The sequence below is a fragment of the Pseudomonas sp. WS 5027 genome (assembly GCF_012985695.1).
GTDB lineage: Bacteria > Pseudomonadota > Gammaproteobacteria > Pseudomonadales > Pseudomonadaceae > Aquipseudomonas > Aquipseudomonas hygromyciniae.
In genome coordinates this window covers 67,773-81,325 of sequence record NZ_JAAQWU010000015.1, presented here as the reverse complement: position 1 = coordinate 81,325, position 13,553 = coordinate 67,773, and the positions used below count along the sequence as shown (strand labels likewise).

Annotated in this window: 15 protein-coding genes; 4 read left to right on the top strand and 11 right to left on the bottom strand. The window is 61.3% G+C overall.

The window, feature by feature from the left end; genetic code table 11:
• Position 1 precedes the first annotated feature (1 nt).
• From HBO09_RS18870 to HBO09_RS18860, 4 genes are read left to right on the top strand one after another with little or no spacing between them, the layout of a single operon-like run.
• Positions 2 to 394 carry a type III secretion protein gene (locus HBO09_RS18870; protein WP_169996169.1) on the top strand — a complete coding sequence of 131 codons (393 nt, stop codon included), beginning with the start codon at positions 2 to 4 and terminating at the stop codon, positions 392 to 394.
• A 14-nt stretch (positions 395 to 408) separates the two neighbouring features.
• Positions 409 to 2,550 (top strand): type III secretion system outer membrane ring subunit SctC, encoded by a 2,142-nt coding sequence (gene sctC / locus HBO09_RS18865; protein ID WP_169996167.1) that lies wholly within the window; start codon positions 409 to 411, stop codon positions 2,548 to 2,550.
• Positions 2,547 to 2,750 carry an HrpT family type III secretion system protein gene (gene hrpT / locus HBO09_RS28990; protein WP_262381283.1) on the top strand — a complete coding sequence of 68 codons (204 nt, stop codon included), beginning with the start codon at positions 2,547 to 2,549 and terminating at the stop codon, positions 2,748 to 2,750. Before sctC ends, hrpT begins: the two co-directional genes overlap by 4 nt.
• A 5-nt stretch (positions 2,751 to 2,755) precedes the next feature.
• A complete protein-coding gene (locus tag HBO09_RS18860) occupies positions 2,756 to 3,118 on the top strand; it encodes a transcriptional regulator (protein ID WP_169996165.1) in 363 nt (120 codons plus the stop codon).
• Here the strand turns inward: HBO09_RS18860 and sctU are convergent.
• The 11 genes from sctU to sctW form a co-directional block, all read right to left on the bottom strand.
• Positions 3,115 to 4,212 carry a type III secretion system export apparatus subunit SctU gene (gene sctU, locus HBO09_RS18855; protein WP_169996163.1) on the bottom strand — a complete coding sequence of 366 codons (1,098 nt, stop codon included), beginning with the start codon at positions 4,210 to 4,212 and terminating at the stop codon, positions 3,115 to 3,117. The two genes, HBO09_RS18860 and sctU, sit on opposite strands and share 4 nt — an antisense overlap.
• Positions 4,209 to 4,997 carry a type III secretion system export apparatus subunit SctT gene (gene sctT / locus HBO09_RS18850; protein WP_169996161.1) on the bottom strand — a complete coding sequence of 263 codons (789 nt, stop codon included), beginning with the start codon at positions 4,995 to 4,997 and terminating at the stop codon, positions 4,209 to 4,211. The genes sctU and sctT overlap by 4 nt, the downstream gene beginning before the upstream one ends.
• Positions 4,998 to 5,007: 10 nt before the next feature.
• Entirely contained in the window at positions 5,008 to 5,271 is a 264-nt protein-coding gene (gene sctS, locus HBO09_RS18845; RefSeq protein WP_169996159.1) for a type III secretion system export apparatus subunit SctS, read from the bottom strand.
• A gap of 7 nt (positions 5,272 to 5,278) precedes the next feature.
• Positions 5,279 to 5,932, bottom strand: a complete 654-nt coding sequence (gene sctR / locus HBO09_RS18840) for a type III secretion system export apparatus subunit SctR (RefSeq protein WP_169996157.1) — start codon at positions 5,930 to 5,932, stop codon at positions 5,279 to 5,281.
• A complete protein-coding gene (locus tag HBO09_RS18835) occupies positions 5,929 to 6,951 on the bottom strand; it encodes a FliM/FliN family flagellar motor switch protein (protein WP_169996155.1) in 1,023 nt (340 codons plus the stop codon). Before HBO09_RS18835 ends, sctR begins: the two co-directional genes overlap by 4 nt.
• A complete protein-coding gene (locus HBO09_RS18830; protein ID WP_169996153.1) occupies positions 6,948 to 7,406 on the bottom strand; it encodes a type III secretion system HrpP C-terminal domain-containing protein in 459 nt (152 codons plus the stop codon). Before HBO09_RS18830 ends, HBO09_RS18835 begins: the two co-directional genes overlap by 4 nt.
• Positions 7,403 to 7,828 carry a YscO family type III secretion system apparatus protein gene (locus HBO09_RS18825; RefSeq protein WP_169996151.1) on the bottom strand — a complete coding sequence of 142 codons (426 nt, stop codon included), beginning with the start codon at positions 7,826 to 7,828 and terminating at the stop codon, positions 7,403 to 7,405. Before HBO09_RS18825 ends, HBO09_RS18830 begins: the two co-directional genes overlap by 4 nt.
• A complete protein-coding gene (locus tag HBO09_RS18820) occupies positions 7,815 to 9,173 on the bottom strand; it encodes a FliI/YscN family ATPase (RefSeq protein ID WP_169996149.1) in 1,359 nt (452 codons plus the stop codon). Before HBO09_RS18820 ends, HBO09_RS18825 begins: the two co-directional genes overlap by 14 nt.
• Positions 9,170 to 10,075 (bottom strand): FHA domain-containing protein, encoded by a 906-nt coding sequence (locus HBO09_RS18815; protein ID WP_169996147.1) that lies wholly within the window; start codon positions 10,073 to 10,075, stop codon positions 9,170 to 9,172. The genes HBO09_RS18820 and HBO09_RS18815 overlap by 4 nt, the downstream gene beginning before the upstream one ends.
• A gap of 69 nt (positions 10,076 to 10,144) precedes the next feature.
• A complete protein-coding gene (sctV, locus tag HBO09_RS18810; protein WP_169996145.1) occupies positions 10,145 to 12,241 on the bottom strand; it encodes a type III secretion system export apparatus subunit SctV in 2,097 nt (698 codons plus the stop codon).
• Positions 12,238 to 13,329, bottom strand: coding sequence for a type III secretion system gatekeeper subunit SctW (sctW, locus tag HBO09_RS18805; protein WP_169996143.1), 1,092 nt, complete (start codon positions 13,327 to 13,329; stop codon positions 12,238 to 12,240). The genes sctV and sctW overlap by 4 nt, the downstream gene beginning before the upstream one ends.
• Between the last annotated feature and the right edge of the window lie 224 nt (positions 13,330 to 13,553).

Sequence of the window (13,553 nt, the reverse complement as noted above, 5' to 3'; positions counted from 1 at the left end):
AGTGAAGGCGCTCATTACCAACTGGTTGAACAGCCGCGCCGAAGAATTAAGGCTCATCGAAGACCATGACGAAATACTCCTGCGCCACGGCTCCAACACCCTCTTGTTGCAGGTCCAACTGACCCGGGAGCGGCCTGATAAATCACACCTCAACACCTGGATTCACCTGGGTAACGCAAGCCTGAGTCACTTTCAAGGTGCACTCGCACAGGCGCCTGCAACGGGTGCGCTTTGGTTGACTCAGTGTCTACAGGAAAGCACCAGCGAGAAGCCGTTGCTGGACAGTCTCGAAGCCCTGCTCAACCAGCGCGATACCTGGCGCGCAATGATCGCGCGTCTTGCAAAACAGGGCCCACGGTTCCAACCCACGTCACTTCGCTCGCTGCCGCACTAATCAGAGAACATCCAATGTCCAACAAGAACCACAAGCGCACCCGCTTGCGCGCCGTCTCGCCCGCCGCCCCTCAAAAAGGCCCTCATTGGCGCTACCTGCTGGTACTGCCCTGGTTGTTTTTGCCCGTGCAAAGCCCGCTCGCCGCGATCCCCGCCGAATGGAAAAGAACCGCGTACGCCTATGAAGCTGAACATAAGCAGGTGCGTGAGGTACTGGAGGATTTCGCCCAGACCTTTGGCACGCAGATTCAGATCGATGGCCACCTGGAAGGCAACGTCAACGGCAAGATACGCGCCAATACCCCACAGTCGTTGCTTGACCGGCTGGGGGTAGAACATCGTTTCCAGTGGTACATGTACAACAACACGCTGTACATCAGCACCCTGGACCAGCAGCAGTCCTCGCGCCTGGAGGTCTCATCGCAAACCGTTGCGGACCTCAAGCAGGCATTGACGGACATTGGCCTGCTCGATAACCGTTTCGGTTGGGGAGAACTCCCTGAAGATGGCGTGGTGCTGGTATCCGGCCCCAAGCGGTACATCGAACAGATCAGGCAATTCAGCAGCCAGCGAAAATCTCCCGATGAAAAACAGAGCGTGCTGACTTTCCCGCTGAAATTCGCCAACGCGGCGGATCGCCCGATTGATTATCGTGGAGAAAAGCTGGTCATCGCGGGTGTTGCCAGCATGCTACGCGGGCTGTTGGAGCCCCGGGACAACTCCGTACTGTCGTCAATGAGCCCACGCCCGGCCTCGGCAGCGCAGCCCTCGCCCATCACCCCGATCCTTCCCCGGCTGAGCAACCCGATGCTGAACCAGATGCTCGGCGCACAGGCGCCCCTTGGGCAGATGGAACCCGGCATGGCGCTGACCTCCAGAGCCCCCGCTGCAAGAGGCCGAATTCGTGTCGAAGCGGATGTGCGCAACAATGCCGTCTTGATCTACGACCTGCCGGAGCGCCAGGCCATGTACCGCGAGCTGATCGCCCAGCTCGATGTGGCACGCAAACTGGTGGAGATCGACGCAATCATCCTCGATATCGAGCGTACGCAACTGCGAGAGTTCGGGGTCAACTGGGGCTTTCAGAACAGCCGTTTTCTCGGCGGCGTGAACATGGCGCCTGGGACATCGGCGCAACTGTCGGTGGAAAAGCGCGACCGTTTCTACGCCGACATACGAGCCCTGGAAGCCAAGGGCCTGGCGACCATGGTGTCCAACCCTTCGGTGCTGACCCTGGAAAACCAACCTGCGGTGATTGACTTCAACCGCACTCAGTACCTGACGGCCGGCGTCGAAAACGCGACCATCCTGCCTATCACCGTGGGCACCAGTTTCCAAGTGGTGCCACGGGTCATTACCACCCGTGGCAAGCACCAGGTCCATCTGGCGGTGGATATCGAAGACGGCAACTTCGACGAGTCCAACCCCGAACGGATCGGTCCCGATGTACGCCGGGGCAAAGTCAGCACCCAGGCGGTGATGGCGGAAAAACGTTCGCTGGTGGTCGGCGGGTTCCATGTCACCGAAAGCACCGATAAAAGAAACAAGGTGCCGCTGCTGGGGGACATACCGTTGCTGGGCAAGACACTGTTCTCTTCCACCGAGCGGCAGAACAACCGACGTGAACGCCTGTTTATCCTCACCCCCCGCGTCATCGGCGACCAGGCCGACCCGTCACGTTACTTGCCAGCGGACGATCAGGTAGAGCTGCAGGCGGCCCTCAACCCCTTGGCCAGGCGCTATGCCGAGCACCCACCGGTGATCAAGCGCAGCGCAATCACCAGCGCCCTCGCCCACCTCGTCACCGGACAAGTGCCTGACGCCTTCAAAGCCGCGCCCATGCCGCTGGGCCTGGGGACCTTGTGCAACACCCGTGACCTGCTGGCGCTCAATACCGAACGCAGCCAGTGGTACGCCGGCCCGCAGTTCAACGTGGCGGTGGTGGTGATGCGCAATCAGTTCAATCGCAACGTGCGCATCGATGAGAGCGAATGCAGCAATTCCCAGACCCTGGCCGTCAGCGTCTGGCCACGGGCCTGGCTCAAACCGGGTGAAGAGGCGGAGGTGTTCATCGCCATGCGCCCGGTGGTGAAGGATGAACATATCGGTGTAACCCGCCCCTCCCTGCTCACGCCAACACGGAAGACTGCGCCATGAAACAGCGACTCTCCTGCATCACTCTCCTGGGCCTTGCGCTGCTTATGGCCGGCTGTACGCCGACGTGCAAAGGCAACTCCTGCTCCCGTCCGCAATCGAGCGCTAACAAGCTGGTGGTCTGGTGGCCGGCGCAGATGCGCGTCGAACCCGGCCCATCAGGCGAAAGGTCGGACTATCAGACGATCTCGCTGGAGCAATGACCGCCATGGGATTACCCGACGATGATGGGCGTCGCCAGGTACTTCTGGACAATCTGGTGAGCGGCAACGTCGCTCACCAGCCTCTGTGCCCGGGCATCGGCCTGTGCCGGTTGAACGCCGGCCAGAAGCCCGGCCTGGCCCTGCAGATTGCACCTGAGGCGCTGCAGGCCGGCCAGGTACAGCGGGTGCTGGAACGACGCTTCGTCCACGCCATGGTGTTCGATGGATGCTTTGTCTATCTCGATGCCAAGGGCAGCCTGGTGATCTGGCATGCACTGGTGCCCAACGGCCAGTCGCTCGATGACATCGTCAGCCGACTGCTCTCACTGGCCAAGCTCGAAGCCCTGGATGTACGCCGCGCGCCCTAGCGGCGCGCAAGCTCCGGTAACTCCAGGGTCTGGCGCTTGGACTCATCATCCAGTTCACGCAAGGTGCGATAGATCAGCGCCACCGCCTGCAAGCTCTCCCGGGGAATCGGCGCCCCCAGCTTTCGCTCATACAACATGCGCGCCAGCCACACACACTGGATCACCGGCACGTCAGCGGCCTTGGCCCGGCCAATCAACTGGCGCGCCTGGGCATCGGTGCCTTTGTCGACCAACATCGGCAGCGGCGTTTTACCAGGCCGGTAGTACAGCGCCACGGCAAAGTGCGTCGGGTTGACCACCAGCATGTCGGACTCTTCCAACTTGGGCAGCTTGACCTTCGGCTCTTCCTGGGCGAGTTGGTAGGCCAGGGAGCGGCGCTGACCCTTGACGTGGGGATCGCCCTCCATGTCCTTGTACTCCTTGACCACCTCCACCTGGGTCATGCGCATGCGCTTGGCAAAGAAATACTTCTGCATGCTCCAGTCGATCAGAGCGAGCACCAACAACAGTCCCAGGCAGGCATGCAGCAAGTGACGAAACAGGGCGATCAGCGCCACGATGTAGCTCTGCAGATCGCTGGTGGCCAGGTTGATCAGCACCTGTAGCGAGGGGGCGATGACTACATACAGGATCAGCGAGAGCAACAGCGCCTTGCCCAGCCCCATCAAGAGGTTGATCACCGACTGCGCAGAAAACATTTGCTTGAGCTGACTGAGTGGGTTGAGGCGGTTGAAATCCGGCTTCAGGCTTTCCGGGGCGAACAGCAAGCCGAACTGCATCCAACTGCTTATCAGCTTTACCGCGATCGCCACACCGCACATCAACAGGCCGAACGAAAAAAACACCACCAGGCCGTCCATCAGCACTTCTTCCAGAGCGCGCACAAACGGCTGGCCCACGCGCGAAAACGGCAACGCCATCATCTGCTGGAAGCGCTGCAGGCTGGTTTCGGCGGTAAACAGGGCGATCTCGCTGATCGCGGTGAGCACCAACAGTTTGGCCACGTCCTGGCTTTGGGCAACCTGGCCTTTCTTGCGTTGGTCCTGGAGTTTCTTGGGACTCGCCGCGTGTTTTTTCTCGCCGGAGTCACTCATTGCCCCGGGCCCCGAAACATCAGGCCAAGAGAATGCTTGAGGTCCATCAGCAGGCCCATGCGCCCGGCGATCAAGTCCTCCAACAACGGAAAGTACAGCAGCAGGAAAGCCAAGCCCGCCAGGCTCTTGGCCGGCATGGCCAGGGTGGACACCTGCAACTGCGGACTGTAGAGCCCAAGCAAGGCAAAACCGAACTCCAGCAGCAGCAACACCGCAATGAAGGGCGCCGCGTAGAGCATCATGTGCACGAAGGTATCGCCGAGCAGGCCAAGGAACACGCTAAAGCCATTGACCGCCGGCAAGGGCACCCACGCCGTGGGTGGCCAGATCAGGTAGCTGTCCCAGATCACTTGCGTCAGCACGCCCAACCCAAGGGTTGTGATCAACAGGAAAATCGCCAACTGCTTGAACAGGTGCCCGACCGGTGTCGCATCCGGCCCCAGCGAAGGGTTGAGTTGCCCGCCCGCCAGGGCGCCACGCTGGTTATCGAGCACCGCGCCTACCGACTCGACCATCCAGAACGGCATGAACAGCAAAACCCCGAGCAAGAATCCCAGGGCCGCTTCCTTGAGGACCAGACCGCCAAGCATCAACGCGGAGTAGTCCTTGCCCATCAATGCGGCATGAATGCCGGGTGTGGGGAACAGGGCCACGACCATCACAATCGTGTGCCGGGTCATCCCGCGTACATGCTGGAAACAGAAAGCCGGCACCAGGAACATGCACGGGTAGATGCGCGCCATGCTGATCAACAGGCTGGGCAAAAACTCAAGGTAAAGGAGCAACGGGGGTTCCTCAGTTCAGTGCCGAGCGGGCAATCATGTCGAATGTCATGTTGATCAGTTGAATCAACTCCACGCCAATCCAGCGCCCGGTCAAGATCAGGGTGATGCCGACGGCCACCAGCTTGATGCCAAAGGGCAACGTCTGGTCCTGTACCTGCATCAGGGCCTGCACCAGGGAGGTCATCACCCCGACGATCACCGCGACAATCAGCGGCGGCGCCGAGAGCACCACCACCAGCAGCATGCCTTGCTTGAACAGTACAATCGGTTCCATAGGTCACTCACAAATAAGAAAGGAACAGACTGTCGAGCAGCCGTGACCAACCAGAAACCAATACGAACAGGAGCAACTTGAGGGGTAGGGAAATGGTCATCGGCGAAACCATCTGCATGCCCAGGGCCAGCAGCAGATTGGAGACAATCAGGTCGATGACGATAAAGGGGATATAGATCAGGAAACCGATTTCGAACCCGGCCTGCAATTGTGAAATCACATAGGCCGGAATCAGCAATATGAGATCTTCGCGCTGGGCGTTCTGCGCCATTTCCGGCGGCCACATGCGTGCGGTATTTTCCAGCAGGTGCGTGAGGACGTCCGGGTCGGTGTTGCGGGTCATGAACAGACGCAGCGGCTCGATGGCCACCAGCCCCGTTTCCTGGAAGCGTTGCACACTGCTCAAGTCCACCGGGGCTTGCTTGACGTTCTGGGCAATGGCATACCCCACCGGCGCCATGATAAACAGGGTCGCCGCCAGCGCGATGCCGTTGAGCGCCATGCTCGGCGGCACTTGCTGCACGCCGATGGCGTTACGGGTGATCATCAGCACAATGATGATTTTCAGAAAGGCAGTGCAGACGATCAACAGCATCGGCATCAAGGCCAGTGCGCCGATGAATAACGCGAGGATTACGGGCTCGACCCCCTGGAACGTCATCGCGCGAAAATCACACGGGACAACTGCAGGCCCAGGCGTCCATCCATCTCGACCAACTGGCCCTGGCCAATCGGCCGATCGCCGTAGTAGAGCCCCGCCATGCCGGGAGCGTAGCCCGCGATGCTCAACACCGCACCGGGCGCAAGGTTGCGCAGCTCCCCGAGCGTCAGGTTCAGGGTGCCACAGCGCACATTCAAGGCCATGCTCAACTCGTCGAAAGGCTCATGGCCAAAAACATCTACCACGGGTTCATCAAGGTCATGCTCGTCATACCCCGAGTAGTGTTGTGCTGAAAGATCCTCGTCCACAGACGTTTCCTCGATAGATACAAGTGTCAGGCCCACAGGCCCTGATTCATCGTCAATGCGCCCATGCAGGCGATGCTTGCCAATCCGTAACTGGCCATTGCCGTGCACATCAAAAAAAGCCTGCTCCAGCATCACCACATCGCCGGCACGCAGGCCGCGAACTTGGCTCAGGGGCAGTTTCAACCGCCCCAGCGTCACGGCAATCGTCAGTTGAAACGAGGCCGGCAACGGCAGGGCCGTAGGTTGCCAGCGCCCCGCATCACACAATGCCAACAGACTCTCGGGGGCCAGCAACAGGTAGCCCACCACCCGGGAGGCCCCCAACGTCACCGTGAGCCGACAACCGAAATTCAGTTTTCCAGGGACGGCCCGCAGCCGCAGGTAACCAAACAGCGCTCGCACCTGAGGGCTCAAGTGGTGCTGGAACAGTTCCCAGAACCAGGAGTCCGGATCATTGCCGGCCTCGGCGAGCGTCACCGGGCACTCCCCCAGAAGACTGAACATCGGCCCTGGCTCGCTGAAGGCCAGCAGCCCACAGGCCGTTTCGAAATACAGCGCAGCGGCGCTCCTGGGCGCACGTCCAGGCTCAAGCAGCAGCTCACCGTGCTGGCCTGTCACCTGAAACGGCATACGCAGGCCCCGCCCCAGGCGCAGGCGTGCCGCAACCGTGGCGCTTTTGACCAAGGGAATCGCGAGCGCCGGCATGATCATGTCGCGCCCACATGGGTCAGGTGTAACGCGACAGGCGCGCCCAGGGCCTCGGCCAGACGTTCCTCACAGCGCTGGCGCACATCGCCCAGCCAACGCGTGGCAAGCTCCTCCTCGGCCGCCAGCTCGATGTTCCACTGCCCCTGTTCACGGCGCACACTGGCGCTGATCCGCCCCAGACGCGGCAGGTAAAGCACCGCCTGCAGCGGCCATTGCGCGCTCCCATGGATCCGGGGTAGCAATTGCGCCGTCATTGCCTCGATCATCATGCTATCGCCCGCCACCCCGGCTGCCGTTGCCGAGGTGCCGTAGCCCGCCCCCTCGGCATCGCTGTCCAGCAGTTGGGTAAATAACCGTCCCTGCTCCCAGGGCACGCCCCCCGACGGTACAGGCTCCTGGTCCGCGCGCGGCTCACGCGGGCGCGGGCGTTCAGGCTTGCTTGCTTGGACTTGGGTCATAGTTCTTCCTGTACCTCTTCCTGCCTCAATAAAACCGACAACTCCTGAAGTTTCTCGACCTCGCGCAGGCATCGGCTCACCTGTTTCTGTGCACTGGCGATATGCACCACGTGCTCCTCCCGCTGGCCATGCAATTGATCCAACTGGCCTTCCTCGCGGCGGGTCCCTGCGGACAAGGTGCGCTCCTGGCTGCTCCAGGCCTTGAGTTGCTGCAATGAGAGCACCTGGCCTTGATGTTTACCCAGCAACTCGGCGGTTTTCTCGATCTCCTGCAGGCGCGTTTGCTCAAGTGCCTCCTGTGCCTGCTGGATTTGCACCAACAGGGCTTGCTGATGCCGCTTGGCCTCACGCAACGCACGCTCGGCGCGGTCTGCCCGATGCCGGCGCAGTCGCCGCAAGGTGTCGATTTCAGAAAGGGACATGGGTTGTCAGGCTCATCAGTTGGTCGAGTGTCATCGACATCGGCGCGGGCTCGCGCAAGTCCTGGCGCAAAAACCCGTCCACCGCTTGGCGACTGTCCACCGCCAGGTCAGTCAGGGCATCGCTGCCGGGTTGGTACTCGCCCAACTTGAGCATCAACTCAATCTGCTGATACGCCGATAACAAACGGCGCAGTGCGGTGCCGGCCTGGATATGCGCAGGTTCGGCGACGTTGCTCAGAATCCGCGAAAGGCTGGCCAGCACATCCACCGCCGGGTAGTGGCCGCGCTCGGCCAATTTGCGCGACAAGACGATATGGCCATCAAGCAGCGAGCGCACTTCGTCGGCCACCGGATCGCTCATGGAGTCCTGCTCGATAAGTACGGTGTAGATCGCCGTGATGACCCCCTCGCGGGTCAACCCGGCACGCTCCACCAGACGTGGCAGCAAGCTGTACACCGAAGGCGGCAGACCGCCTCGCCCCAGCGGTTCGCCAGCCGCCAGGCCGATTTCACGCTGGGCCCGGGCAAAACGGGTCAGGGAGTCGATCAGCAGCAGGACCCGCAGGCCCTTGCGTCGATAACCTTCGGCCAGTGCCGTCGCGGTGAACGCGGCACGGGCGCGCTCCATGCTTGAGCGGTCGGACGTCGCGCACACCAGCACCGCCTTGGCGCGCAGCTGATCATCCAGTTCATGATCGAGAAATTCGCGCAGCTCACGGCCTCGTTCACCAATCAGGCCGAACACAATCACATCACAGTCAACGTTGCGGGCGATCTCGGCGAGCAAGGTGGTCTTGCCGCAGCCGGCGCCCGCAAACAGGCCAACGCGCTGGCCTTCACCCAGGGTCAGCAGGCCATCGATCGAGCGCACCCCGGTGGACAGTGCCCGGTGGATCCGGGGTCGCTCGGTGGGCAAGGGCGCCTCGCACAACACCAGGCTGGTGTCTTCGGCGTGCGCCTCGACAAATGCACTGGCGCCCTCCCCCGTAATCGGACGACCAAAGCCGTCCAGCACCTGGCCCAACAGCTCATCACTGACGCGTACTCGGTGCGAGACGCCCAACTGTTCGACACTGGCGCCCACCCGCACGCCTTCAAGATTGCCCAAGGCACTGAGCACCGCATCCTGCTGATCGAAACCGATGATCTCGGCCAGCATGTAGTCGCCGGTGGACTTTTCAACCTGGCACAAATCGCCGATACGCGCCTGAGGCAAACGGCATTGCAGCAACATGCCGTTGACGCGCTGGATACGCCCGCGCACCGAGACCGGCGCAAAACTGGCCAGCGCCTGCGCTCGCTCCTGCTCCCAGGCTTGCAGGCGCGTCTGCAGGTCGGCACTCACCAGCGCACCTCATAGCGTTGTAGGCCGTCGAACACCACCTTGGTGTTATCGATCAGAACCAGCCGCAAGCCATCCACTTCATCCCCGACAAACAGCCGATTGCCTTCATCCAGGACGACATGGCCATTCGGCCCGCCGACGATCTGCAGAATCTTGAAAGGCAGTACCGTGCTACGTTCCTTGACCCGGCTGATCACTGGCACAGACGTATCGAACTGCTCGCCAAAACGATTGAGCATGCGCGACACCAGTCCCATTTCTTCCTGGGCAACTTCCCCTTCGAGCGTCACCTGGCCATTGATCACCTGCAAGCGGATGCGATTGCCCAGCTCACGCTCGTTGAGCATTTTCAGCAGTTGCTGGCGCACTTCGTAGGCTGAGCCCAGCTCGTTTTTCTGACTGGGCGCCGCCATCAACGACGCCTGGGCCTCATGCTCTCCCGTCGTCGTAAGGCCCACCACCATGATGATGGCCGCGATCACCACCACCAGGCTGATCAACCGTTTCTGCTGCGCCCCGGATATCGACGACAACACCAGCGCCGGTACCGCCTCATTCACAGGCCTGGCCACTGGCGCAATCGGCTCGGCAGGTGAGGCTTGCGGCCAAGGCTGATCGGCCAGGGTGACGCACAGTCGAATGTTGCCAAGGGAAAAAGGAACGCCCAGTGCCAGGTCGGCAATCTGGGCCAGGAGCTGACCGTCACTGGCCCGCACCAACCCTTCTTGAGCCTGGACCGACCAGTGCTGCTCGATACACCGCAGCAGCACATGGCGCTCGGCAATCCCTTCGTCATACAGCGAAAGGTCAGCATCCGGATGCGCACCAATACTCCATTGCCCGCCAAACAACGGCAACGCCGCTCCCTGGCGCGAACCATCAAGCACACGTAGCTCAAACATCGCCAAGCCTCATGACCGTTGCAATGACAACGACTTGTTCAAAAGCCTGGGCAACCACCCCTGACGTCTTCATGCCACCTCCTCGCGCAACAGATTGTCCTGGGCAAGATCAAAGCGCCCCAGCACCTTGACCTTGGACGAAGCGCTCAACTCGGCGAACGACAGGACCGGCACATGGTTGAACTCTTCCAACAGCAAGGTGCGCATGGGGCTGCGCAGGTCCTGTGCAACCAGCAACACGCTTTTGCTCTTGGGGCGCACGACAAAGGCTTGCTTGAGCAGGCTGACCAGCGCCGCACTGCTTTCGTTATCCAGGGAAAAGAACACACCCGTCTGGGTCTGGCGCAGGGCATCGCGCAACACGTTTTCGGTGTGGGGTGACAGCAGCCAGGCATGCAGGCCGTCGGCTTCGCTGTACTGGTGAAGAATCTGCGACTTGAGGGCAATGCGCGCATAGTCGGTCAGGGCTTCCGGTTCGCGCTCATGCTGGCCGTGCTCGATCAGGGCCTCGACAATCAGCCGCACGGCCCGCAGCGGTACGCCTTCACCGGCCAGGCGCTGCAACACCGATGAGAACCGTGAAAGCGGCATGATCCGCTGCAGTTCCTGCACCAACTCCGGCTGATTGAACTCCAGCCAACTGAGAATCGCCTTGCTCTCCTGAATCCCGAGGAACTGCGGGCCGCTGAGCAACATCGCCCGCGTCATCCGCTCCTGGAGCAGGCTGTATGCGGTCGAGCGCGGCAAGTGTTCATCGGCAAGCACAGGATCGTCGGGCGCAAACCACACCCAATCCTGTTCATCGCGCTCGACCAGGCCCCTGCTCCCGCTTTCTGGCTCCGCCGCCAGTGCCGCAACCTCTACGCCAACCCAATGACCGAGTGTGGCCTTCAACAGGGGCACTTCATGCACGCAGAAGCGAAACTCATCGTCAGCCAGCGCCGGCGCAAACTCGACTTCGAACGGTGGGAGCGTCAAGCCAATCTGGGTAACCAGGCTGTTGCGGCTCTGGCGCACGCCGTGGATGACTTCCGTCACCAGCGGGCTCTCCTGCAGGGCCACCGGAAACTGCAACAGGTACGGGCGCGATGGATCAAAACCGCGCAGGTCTTCCACCCCGTTCTGCTCGGGCGGGACGGCATCGTTGGCCGGCTGCTGCGACTGCTCCTCACGCTGGCGCTGGCGCATCAGGAAATAACCCAGGCCGCCCGTCATCAGCGAAATCAGGATAAATACCACCGTGGGCATTCCCGGCAGCGTCGCGAAAGCGAGCATGCCCACCGACGCAATCATCCAGCTCTTGGGTTCGCTGGTCATTTGCCGGGCAATTTCGGCGCCCATGTTGTTGCTGCCTTTGCTGCGGCCGGACGGGGCCACGCGGGTGATGATCATGCCGGCCGTCAGCGAGATCAGCAGGGCCGGAATCTGTGCGATCAGGCCATCACCAATGGTCAGTACCGAGTACAACGCCATGGAGTCGGCGGCGCTCATGCCATGCTGGAACATGCCGGTGGCAAAGCCGCCCAGCAAGTTGATCACCACAATGATCAGGCCCGCGATGGCGTCCCCCTTGACGAACTTCATCGCGCCGTCCATAGCCCCGAACAACTGGCTTTCGCGCGACAGTTGCTCGCGTTTGTCCCGGGCCTGGTTGCCGTCGATCAGACCGGCGCGCAGGTCGCTGTCGATGGACATTTGCTTGCCTGGCATCGCGTCCAGGCTAAAACGTGCCGCCACTTCCGCAACCCGTTCCGAGCCCTTGGTGATGACCAGGAAGTTGACCAGGGTCAGGATCATGAAGATCACCAAGCCCACCGCCAGATTGCCGCCCACCACAAAGTTGCCGAACGCCTCAACAATGTCGCCGGCGTCCTGCTCCAGCAGGATCAGGCGTGTGGTCGCAATCGACAGCGCCAGGCGAAACATCGTGGTCAGCAGCAGAATCGAGGGGAACGAAGAAAAGGCCAGCGGCCCCGGCAAGTACAGCGCCAGCACGATCAACAGGCACGAAATACAAATATTGAGGGCAATCAGGATATCCACCAGCCAGGTGGGCAGCGGCACGATAAAGATAAACACGATGGCCATGACCACCACCGCGCCCAGCACCTCGGCGCGTTGTGCAACCTTCAACAGCACCGCATTGATTGCCCGCAACGCACTCATGCCTTCAATCCCGGCCAGGTGTGGGTATGGCGCGAGCCTCGCTCCTGCGCGGCGTATTCAAGCAGCACCTGCTTGTAGCTGTTCAACGCTTCTTCGCGCCGTCTTGCATCACACCACCAGGCCAGAGGCAGGGCCTTGAGCTCCGGGAAAAAGGCACTGAGGCAGCTCAACTGGTGAGGCAGCTCACTGCCCCCCAGGTCACGGGCCAGGTGCTTGATTTCGTGGGGCGTGAGACCGCTGGCCGCATACCCCAGCAAACGCTGCAACAGGCCCACCGGATCCAGATGCAGTTCGGGGTACAAAAGAAGGGACTGCCCGATCAACTCCTTGCAGCGCGCGAGCACGCCACTCAATCGACTGCAGTCGTTGAGGCCCAACAGCAAGGTCCGCAACTGGCCCCGGTCGACCGACGAGGTCTGCGCGGCAATATCATCGGCCAGGGCCCGGCGGATCAGCTTCAACCCGGTCGCAAAGTCCCCCTCACCGAACAGCCCCAGCAATGACTGCATCAGGGTCGCCAACGATTGGGTGGAGACCACGCTGGTGTAATACATGCTGCGCACAGCCTGGCGCAACTGCGGGTCATCACTGCCCGCCTGCAGCGCCAATGCAGTGTTCAGCCCGGCCTGGATCTGCGGTTTGTAATGGGCTTCCAGGTCCGCCAGGGAAGTGCGTGCCAGGGTGGCTTCCGCAGGGCGTCCCTCGGCGTCCGCCTGGAGCGCCACGTGCTTGAGCACCACATAGGCCCGCGCCGGGTCGTTGCCGCTGATGTCCATCATCTTGCCGACCCCGGCACCGAGCAGCAGCTGGACCCTGACATTACGGGCGATGGTCGCCATTTTCGCCTGGGCCGGATGCCCCAACTGCTCATAAAGCTGAGTCAACTGCTCGGCCGCCGGGGCGCGCAAGCCCAGTTGGCGCTTGCCCAGCGCCTTGGTGTTGAGTTCCACCTCTTGGCTGAACAGCGCACTGAGATCGTCCGCCACGGGGGCGCTTATCTGAGAGGGCGGCCCATTTTCAATCCGTGCCGGTGCCGGTTGATTCAGGTGCGCGGGATTTTGCACATCAAGGTTGGGATCGACTTTCATGGGAATGCCATAGCAAGAGATTCGTATCCTTGTGTGGCTGGAAGGTCCGATCCGGTTCCATCCTCATCCGCTTCCCATGCCCCATGAAAATACCGGCACAAACCCACGATGCTTTGCGCAAGCGATTGCACAAAAAACACCTAAAACAAGATATTTCCTTATATTTATCAAATAGATAGTGATTATTTCCGCTTGGCACAAGCGGTGCTAACAGGGTTCTCGTC

Excerpts from the sequence above, each read along its gene's own strand:
- sctC (WP_169996167.1), top strand. The coding sequence starts at position 409 with ATGTCCAACAAGAACCACAAGCGCACCCGCTTGCGCGCCGTCTCGCCC.
- hrpT (WP_262381283.1), top strand. The coding sequence starts at position 2,547 with ATGAAACAGCGACTCTCCTGCATCACTCTCCTGGGCCTTGCGCTGCTT.
- HBO09_RS18860 (WP_169996165.1), top strand. The coding sequence starts at position 2,756 with ATGGGATTACCCGACGATGATGGGCGTCGCCAGGTACTTCTGGACAAT.
- sctU (WP_169996163.1), bottom strand. The coding sequence starts at position 4,212 with ATGAGTGACTCCGGCGAGAAAAAACACGCGGCGAGTCCCAAGAAACTC.
- sctS (WP_169996159.1), bottom strand. The coding sequence starts at position 5,271 with ATGGAACCGATTGTACTGTTCAAGCAAGGCATGCTGCTGGTGGTGGTG.
- sctR (WP_169996157.1), bottom strand. The coding sequence starts at position 5,932 with ATGACGTTCCAGGGGGTCGAGCCCGTAATCCTCGCGTTATTCATCGGC.
- HBO09_RS18835 (WP_169996155.1), bottom strand. The coding sequence starts at position 6,951 with ATGATCATGCCGGCGCTCGCGATTCCCTTGGTCAAAAGCGCCACGGTT.
- HBO09_RS18830 (WP_169996153.1), bottom strand. The coding sequence starts at position 7,406 with ATGACCCAAGTCCAAGCAAGCAAGCCTGAACGCCCGCGCCCGCGTGAG.
- HBO09_RS18825 (WP_169996151.1), bottom strand. The coding sequence starts at position 7,828 with ATGTCCCTTTCTGAAATCGACACCTTGCGGCGACTGCGCCGGCATCGG.
- HBO09_RS18815 (WP_169996147.1), bottom strand. The coding sequence starts at position 10,075 with ATGTTTGAGCTACGTGTGCTTGATGGTTCGCGCCAGGGAGCGGCGTTG.
- sctV (WP_169996145.1), bottom strand. The coding sequence starts at position 12,241 with ATGAGTGCGTTGCGGGCAATCAATGCGGTGCTGTTGAAGGTTGCACAA.
- sctW (WP_169996143.1), bottom strand. The coding sequence starts at position 13,329 with ATGAAAGTCGATCCCAACCTTGATGTGCAAAATCCCGCGCACCTGAAT.